7 protein-coding genes are annotated in these 7,431 nt (G+C 72.5%); 3 read left to right on the plus strand and 4 right to left on the minus strand.

What is annotated here, in order from left to right; genetic code table 11:
* Positions 1 to 7 precede the first annotated feature (7 nt).
* Positions 8 to 2,623, plus strand: coding sequence for an ATP-dependent chaperone ClpB (clpB, locus tag A6Q81_RS13215; RefSeq protein ID WP_067853579.1), 2,616 nt, complete (start codon positions 8 to 10; stop codon positions 2,621 to 2,623).
* A 91-nt stretch (positions 2,624 to 2,714) separates the two neighbouring features.
* Here clpB and A6Q81_RS13220 read toward each other — a convergent pair whose 3' ends face one another.
* Entirely contained in the window at positions 2,715 to 3,260 is a 546-nt protein-coding gene (locus tag A6Q81_RS13220) for a VanZ family protein (protein WP_286690745.1), read from the minus strand.
* Between the two features lie 86 nt (positions 3,261 to 3,346).
* On the opposite strand from A6Q81_RS13220, the gene A6Q81_RS13225 reads away from it, so the two are divergent.
* Positions 3,347 to 4,384 carry a hypothetical protein gene (locus A6Q81_RS13225; RefSeq protein WP_286690746.1) on the plus strand — a complete coding sequence of 346 codons (1,038 nt, stop codon included), beginning with the start codon at positions 3,347 to 3,349 and terminating at the stop codon, positions 4,382 to 4,384.
* A 63-nt stretch (positions 4,385 to 4,447) separates the two neighbouring features.
* Positions 4,448 to 5,827, plus strand: coding sequence for an NAD(P)/FAD-dependent oxidoreductase (locus tag A6Q81_RS13230; RefSeq protein WP_067853587.1), 1,380 nt, complete (start codon positions 4,448 to 4,450; stop codon positions 5,825 to 5,827).
* Positions 5,828 to 5,842: 15 nt separating this feature from the next.
* On the opposite strand, the gene A6Q81_RS13235 is transcribed toward A6Q81_RS13230, so the two are convergent.
* The 3 genes from A6Q81_RS13235 to A6Q81_RS13245 form a co-directional block, all read right to left on the minus strand.
* Positions 5,843 to 6,598: a helical backbone metal receptor gene (locus A6Q81_RS13235; protein ID WP_286690747.1), complete on the minus strand. Its 756-nt coding sequence runs from the start codon at positions 6,596 to 6,598 to the stop codon at positions 5,843 to 5,845.
* The gene (locus tag A6Q81_RS13240) at positions 6,595 to 6,762 is read right to left on the minus strand and encodes a hypothetical protein (RefSeq protein ID WP_158509157.1); all 168 of its coding nucleotides are present in this window, start codon (positions 6,760 to 6,762) and stop codon (positions 6,595 to 6,597) included. Before A6Q81_RS13240 ends, A6Q81_RS13235 begins: the two co-directional genes overlap by 4 nt.
* A gap of 62 nt (positions 6,763 to 6,824) precedes the next feature.
* The gene (locus A6Q81_RS13245) at positions 6,825 to 7,325 is read right to left on the minus strand and encodes an acyl-CoA thioesterase (RefSeq protein ID WP_286690748.1); all 501 of its coding nucleotides are present in this window, start codon (positions 7,323 to 7,325) and stop codon (positions 6,825 to 6,827) included.
* Between the last annotated feature and the right edge of the window lie 106 nt (positions 7,326 to 7,431).

A 7,431-nucleotide genomic window follows, 5' to 3' on the forward strand; every position in this document is an offset into this window, starting at 1 on the left:
GCAGCCCATGGATCTCTCGAACCTCACCACCCGCAGCCAGCAGGCGCTGGCTGCCGCGATGCAGCAGGCGGCTGCGGCCGGCAACCCGGCGATCGAGCCCGCCCACGTGCTCACCGCGCTCCTCGCGCAGGACGGCGGCACGGCCGTCCCGCTGCTGCAGGCCACCGGCGTCGACGCCGGCGCGGTGAGGACCGAGCTGCAGGGCGTGATCGGCGCGCTCCCTTCGGCGGCGGGCAGCAGCGTGCAGAACCCCGGCCTGTCGCGCAGCACCCACGAGGTGCTCCAGCGTGCCGCCGACCTCGCCGGCGAGCTCGGCGACGAGTTCATCTCCACCGAGCACCTCGTCGTCGGCGTCGCGACCGTCGACTCGCCCGCGAAGGACGTGCTGACGTCCCGCGGCGCCACGCCCGACGCCCTGCGCGCCGCGTTCGAGACCGTGCGCGGTGGTGCGCGGGTCACCAGCGCCGACGCGGAGGACACCTACCAGGCGCTCGAGAAGTACGGCGTCGACCTGACCGCCGTCGCCCGCGAGGGCAAGCTCGACCCGGTCATCGGCCGCGACGCCGAGATCCGTCGCGTCGTGCAGGTGCTCAGCCGCCGCACGAAGAACAACCCCGTCCTCATCGGCGAGCCGGGCGTCGGCAAGACCGCCGTCGTCGAGGGGCTGGCGCAGCGCATCGTCGACGGCGACGTGCCCGAGTCGCTGCGTGGTCGCCGGCTGATCAGCCTCGACCTCGGCGCGATGGTGGCCGGCGCGAAGTACCGCGGCGAGTTCGAGGAGCGGCTCAAGGCCGTGCTCGAGGAGATCAAGGCGTCGGACGGTCAGGTCATCACCTTCATCGACGAGCTGCACACGGTCGTCGGGGCGGGCGCCACGGGCGACTCCGCGATGGACGCCGGCAACATGCTCAAGCCGATGCTGGCGCGCGGCGAGCTGCGCATGATCGGGGCGACGACCCTCGACGAGTACCGCGAGAACGTCGAGAAGGACCCCGCGCTGGAGCGTCGGTTCCAGCAGGTGCTGGTCGGCGAGCCGTCGGTCGAGGACACGATCGCGATCCTGCGCGGCCTGAAGGAGCGCTACGAGGCGCACCACAAGGTCGCCATCGCCGACGCCGCGCTCGTCGCAGCGGCCACGCTGTCCGACCGCTACATCCCCGGACGTCAGCTGCCCGACAAGGCGATCGACCTGGTCGACGAGGCGGGCTCGCGGCTGCGGATGGAGATCGACTCCAGCCCCGTCGAGATCGACGAGCTGCGACGCGCGGTCGACCGGCTCCGGATGGAGGAGCTGCACCTGCAGAACGAGACCGACGACGCGAGCCGCGAGCGGCTCGAGAAGCTCCGCAGCGAGCTCGCCGACCGCCAGGAGACGCTGCGTGCGCTCGAGCAGCGGTGGGAGAGCGAGAAGCAGAGCCTGAACGCGGTCGGTGAGATCAAGGAGCGCATCGACGAGGTGCGCATCGCCGCCGAGCGCGCCCAGCGCGAGGGCGACCTCGAGACCGCGGCGCGTCTGCTCTACAGCGAGATCCCGACGATGGAGGCGCAGCTGGCCGCCGCGCAGGCGGCGGAGTCGGCGCGCGAGGCCGGCGACGGCACCGACCGGCTGGTCAACGAGGAGGTGACGGCCGACGAGATCGCGGAGGTCGTCGCGTCGTGGACCGGCATCCCCACGGGCCGTCTGCTCGAGGGGGAGACGGGCAAGCTCCTGCGGATGGAGGACGAGCTCGGCAAGCGGCTGGTCGGCCAGCGCGAGGCCGTGACCGCCGTGTCCGACGCGGTGCGTCGCAGCCGCGCCGGCATCGCCGACCCCGACCGCCCGACCGGCTCGTTCCTGTTCCTCGGCCCCACGGGAGTGGGAAAGACGGAGCTGGCGAAGACGCTGGCGGAGTTCCTGTTCGACGACGAGCGCGCGATGGTGCGCATCGACATGAGCGAGTACGCCGAGAAGCACGCGGTCTCGCGGCTCGTCGGTGCCCCTCCGGGCTACGTCGGCTACGACGAGGGCGGCCAGCTGACCGAGGCCGTGCGGCGTCGCCCGTACTCGGTCGTGCTGCTGGACGAGGTCGAGAAGGCGCACCCGGAGGTCTTCGACATCCTCCTGCAGGTGCTCGACGACGGTCGCCTGACCGACGGGCAGGGCCGCACGGTCGACTTCCGCAACGTCATCCTCATCCTCACCAGCAACCTGGGCTCGGTGTTCCTGGCCGACCCGTCGCTGGACGAGCAGGCGAAGAAGGACGCGGTCATGGACGTCGTGAAGGCGTCGTTCAAGCCGGAGTTCCTGAACCGGCTCGACGAGATCGTGACGTTCGAGCCGCTCGGCACCGCCGAGCTGACGCACATCGTCGACCTGCAGCTCGCGTCGCTGGGTCGCCGCCTGGCGGCTCGTCGGATCACGCTCGACGTGACCGATGCGGCGAAGGAGTGGCTGGCCCTCACGGGCTGGGACCCCGCCTACGGTGCGCGACCGCTGCGACGGCTGGTGCAGCAGGCGATCGGCGACCGTCTCGCCAAGGCGCTGCTGGCGGGTGAGGTGCGCGACGGCGACACGGTGCGGGTCGACCGGGAGGTGGGCCCGGACGGCGTCCCGACCGACTCCCTCACGGTGACCGCCGCCTGACCTGCCCTCGTCGTCCGCGACCTGGTCGGGCCGCAGCGCCCCGCCGCCACCCATGGGCGGCGGGGCGCTGCTGTGCTGAGCGCGGACGGGTTCAGGACCAGCGGGACCGCTCCACGAGACGTGCCCCCGCTGGCACGCCGTTCAGTCCGACCAGGAGCGCGAGCCCGAGCATCCCGCCGGTGACGTTGGAGAGGAGGTCGTCGACGTCGGCCACGTGACCGCCCCCGAGGAACGCGCCCGTGACGAGCTGGGTCAGCTCGATCGCGAGGCTGCTCGCAGCCACGGCCACGAGCACCCGCCACCAGGGCGGTGTGCCGAGAGCGAGCGCCAGCAGGATGCCGAGCGGCACGAAGACGGCGACGTTCATCGCCGCGTCGGCCCACTCGTAGTCGGCGAACGGCACGGGCTGCACCGACCAGCGCGTGCTGCGGGCGACCGGATCGAGGTAGATCGGGAAGACGGTGTTGGCGACCACGCCGGCCGCGTACACGCAGAGGGCGAGCGCGACCGCGGCCCGCGGGGCGGTCAGCAGGGCGCGGCGACGCAGGTGCCACAGCAGGACGGCGAGGACCGCGGCGGCCGAGGGCACGACGACCGGCAGCACGGGAACCTGACGGAACACGGGTCTCCCTCCCACGAGTCGGTCCTCATCCTGCCCGGCCGTGCGGGCGGGCTGGCCTGCGGGCCGGTCGGGAGCCAGGCCGTGCTCGTTAGGGTGTGCGTATGGCAGACCGCCCCCCGAGGCCACCGGCGCTCACCCTGACCTGCATCTTCGTCGGGGTCGGGTGCGGGCTGCTGCTCGTGAACCTCGTGTCGGCACTCTCGTCGTGGGGGTCGATCGAGCTGCAGGACGCCGTCCGCGACGCGCTCGCGCAGGAGCCCGTCAAGGAGCTGGGCCTGAGCATGGACCAGGCGCTCGACTACCTGCGCTACGCCGTCTACGTCGGGATCGTGCTGACGGCCTCGGGCGCCGTGTTCGCGGTCTACGCCGCGCGCGGCCACCGCACGTCGCGGGTGATGCTGACCATCCTGTGCGGCATCGCCTTCGTGGTGCTCGCCACCCTGGGGCTGCCGGGCCTGCTCCCGGCGGCCTTCGCGGGACTGTGCGGCTGGTCGCTGTGGACGCCCGACGCGCGCCGCTGGTTCGACCAGGTCGGCGGTCGAGCGGTGGCCGACGTCCCGACGTCGGCCACGAAGGGCGCCGATCCGTTCGCGTCGCGCTCGGCCGGCCCCGTCGGTCGTCCGCTCGACCCGCCGCCTGCGGCGGGCGGACCCGTCGCGACGACCACCCCGACGCACCCGTCGGCCCAGCCCGCGCCGGTCGGCCCCGTGGCCCGGCCGCGGTCCGTCACGGTGGCGGTCGTGACGACGTTCGTCGCGAGCGGCGTCGTGGCGCTGCTCGGCCTCCTGCTCCTGCTCGTGACGACGGTCGGCGCCGACGCCTACCGCACCGCGCTCACCGAGCCCGGCCTCGCGCGCGACCTGGTGCGCTCGTCGGGCGTCAGCGCCGACGAGATGATCGAGCTGCTGCGGGTCTCCGCGATCGTCTGGCTGGTGGCCTGCGTCGCCGGCGTCGTGGCAGCCCTCGCCGTCGTCCGCCGCGTGCCGTCGGGTGGGACGGCCCTGGTCGTCGTCGCGGCGGTGACCATCGGCCTGTCGGTCTTCTTCCTCCCGCTGGGCGTCGTGACCGGCGCCGCGGCGATCGTCGTGATCGTCCAGCTGCGTCGCCCGGAGTCCCGCGCCTGGCTCTTGGAGGAGTGACCCAGGTCACCGACCCCCTCGCCGAGAGGCGGCCCGACGCCCGGCGCGAGTAGGGTTGGAGCCATGAGCAACAGCGTCGTTCCCGGCTCCAAGCGCCCCCACGTCGTCGTGGTCGGAGGTGGCTTCGGAGGGCTCTCCCTCGTCCGCAAGCTCAAGCGTGCCGACGTCGACATCACGCTCATCGACCGGCACACCTACAACACCTTCCAGCCCCTGCTCTACCAGGTCGCGACGGCCTCGCTGAACCCCGGCGACATCACCTGGTTCCTGCGCGCGGTGCGCGCCGGCCAGAAGAACGTCCGCTTCCTCAAGGGCATCGTCACGAGCATCGACCACCAGGCGAAGGTGCTGAGCCTGCACGGCGAGGTGTCCGTCTCCTACGACTACCTGGTGCTCGCCAACGGCGTGACGACGAACTTCTTCGGCACCCCGGGCGCGGAGGAGTACTCGCTGCCCCTCTACAAGCGTTCGCAGGCGCTGCAGGTGCGCGACCGGCTGTTCGCGAACCTCGAGGAGTTCGCGATCAACGGCCAGGACGAGGACCTGCGCATCATCGTCGTCGGCGGTGGCGCGACGGGTGTCGAGACGGCCGGCGCGTTCGCCGAGTTCCGCAACAACGACATGCCGACGACCTACCCCGAGCTCGACCGCGCCCGCATCCACGTGACGCTGCTGGAGATGGCGCCGCACGTTCTCGGCCCGTTCGACGAGAAGCTGCGCGACTACGCCAAGCGGTCGCTGCTCAAGCGCGACGTCGACCTGCGGCTGAACACGGCCGTCAAGGAGGTCCGCGAGGACGGCGTGCTCGTCGAGGCCGAGGGCCGCACCGAGTTCCTCAAGGCGGGCATCGTCGTGTGGGCCACCGGCGTCACCGCCCACCCGACCGTCCTCGACTGGGACGTGCCCCAGGGGCGCGGCGGACGCATCGAGGTCGACGACCACCTGCGGGTGAAGGACCGCCCCGACGTGTTCGCGATCGGCGACATCGCCATCGGCCCCGACCCGCTCCCGCAGCTCGCCCAGCCCGCCATCCAGGGCGGCAAGCACGTGGCCAAGTTCATCAAGGCCACCACGAAGGGCAAGGCCGACCGGGTCAAGCCGTTCAAGTACTCCGACAAGGGCACGATGGCCACGATCGGCAAGTCGTCGGCGGTCGCGGAGATCACCCACGCGCCGAAGCTGACCGGCTTCCTCGCCTGGATCATCTGGGTGGCGCTGCACATCGCGACGCTGCTCGGCAACCGCAACCGGTTCGCGACGCTCATCAACCTGTCGAGCAAGTACCTGTTCTCCGGCAGCCACAACGCGATCGTGGGCGAGACGCCGTACGTCGTGTCCAAGCACAAGCTCGAGATCACGCCGCTGGAGAAGCAGAAGGCCGAGCGCCGTGTCCTCGAGCGCAAGGCCGCCGCGCACGAGCAGGAGCGCGAGCACCAGTCCTGACCAGGACGGGTCGGCTCACAGCGCGCCCAGCACCTCGCGGGCCTCGACGAGCGACGGTCCGTACCAGGTGAGCAGCCGGCCCGACACGAGCCGTGTCGGTACCGACGTGAACGCCTCCGGCCCGTCGTCGGGGCCGAAGACGTAGGGCTCGTCGGGCAGGAGCACGAGGTCGACGTCGGACGTGTCGAGGTCCGCGACGTCGACGTGGGGGTAGCGCTCGTGCGCGTCGCCCTCCGGGCCCGTGGTGACCTCCCACCCGAGTCGGCGCAGCAGGTCGGCGGTGAAGGTGCGGGGTCCGACGACCATCCACGGGTCACGCCAGATCGGCACGGCCACCCGTCCGCGGGGAGCTGGGGCGGGCGCCGACCAGAGCTGCCGGGCATCCGCGAGCCAGGTGGGCTCGCCCCAGCCGAGCGCGTCGGTGAAGAGCCGTCCGAGGGAGGCGAAGGCGTCGTCGACGGTCTCGATCCGCGTCACCCACACGGGGACGCCCGCGTCGCGCAGGCGCTGCACGTCGAGCTCGCGGTTCTCCTCCTGGTTCGCGACCACGAGGTCGGGCCGGGCCGCCTCGACGGCCGCGCGGTCGGGGTTCTTGGTGCCGCGCACGCGGACGACGTCGAGGTCGGGCGGGTGCGTGCACCAGTCGGTCGCCCCGACGACAGCGGCAGGCCGTGCGGCGGCCAGTCCCTCGGTGATCGAGGGGACCAGGCTGACCACACGTCGCGCCTCGGTCGGCACGGCGACGTCGTGGCCGAGGTCGTCGAGGGTCACGCCCCGTCCGACCGCGCCTCCCGGCGGGCCTGCGCCCGCTGGCGCGCCTCCGCCATCGCACTGCGTCGCTCCGCGCCGTCACGCCCCGACGCGGCCGCGATCCCGAGGCCGGCCACGACCAGCACGACCACGACGGCCACCATGATGAAACCCCACGCCAGCACCGGCACTCCTCTCGTCTGCCTCCTTCGTACCCGACGAGCGCGGCCGGCGCCTCCCGAGCGGGTCAGCGTCGGACGCCCAGCCCTCCGCTGAGCGGCAGCTCCCACGCGGGTCTGTCTCCCGCGATCGCCGCGTCGAGCACGGCGGCGACGTCGTCGGGGAACGGCACCGGGCGGCGCGTGCCGAAGTCGACGTGCACGGTGACCGCCTCCATCACGCACGACAGCTCGCGCCGCGTGTGGTTGGTGATCAGGGCGGCCACGTGCAGCACCTTGTCGGCGCGGTCGACGACCACGACGCTCACCCCGAGGCGGTCGCCCTCGACCGACTCGCCGAGGTAGCGCAGGTGCTGCTCGGCGGTGAACGTCGTCAGCCCCCGCTCGGTGATGTAGGTGTCGGCCATGGCCAGGTCGCGCTGGTGGCGTGCCCAGATCGCCGAGCCGCCGAACGTGAAGTAGTGCGCGATGTTCATGTGCCGGTTCTCGTCGAGGTGCTTCGGGCCGACCACGTGCTCGTGGACGGTGGGCAGGCTCGCGACCTGCTCGTACGCGGGGATCGTCGTCACGCCCCGACGCTACCGCCGCGGCTCGGTGGGGTCGGCACGGTGCTCGCCCTCACCCTCGACCGGGCCGCCCGCAGGCCGCCCGGAGTCGGCGACGTCGGGGTCGAGC

It is taken from the genome of Aeromicrobium sp. REDSEA-S38_B2 (genome assembly GCF_001628525.1).
In the GTDB taxonomy this organism is placed as follows: Bacteria; Actinomycetota; Actinomycetes; order Propionibacteriales; family Nocardioidaceae; genus Aeromicrobium; species Aeromicrobium erythreum.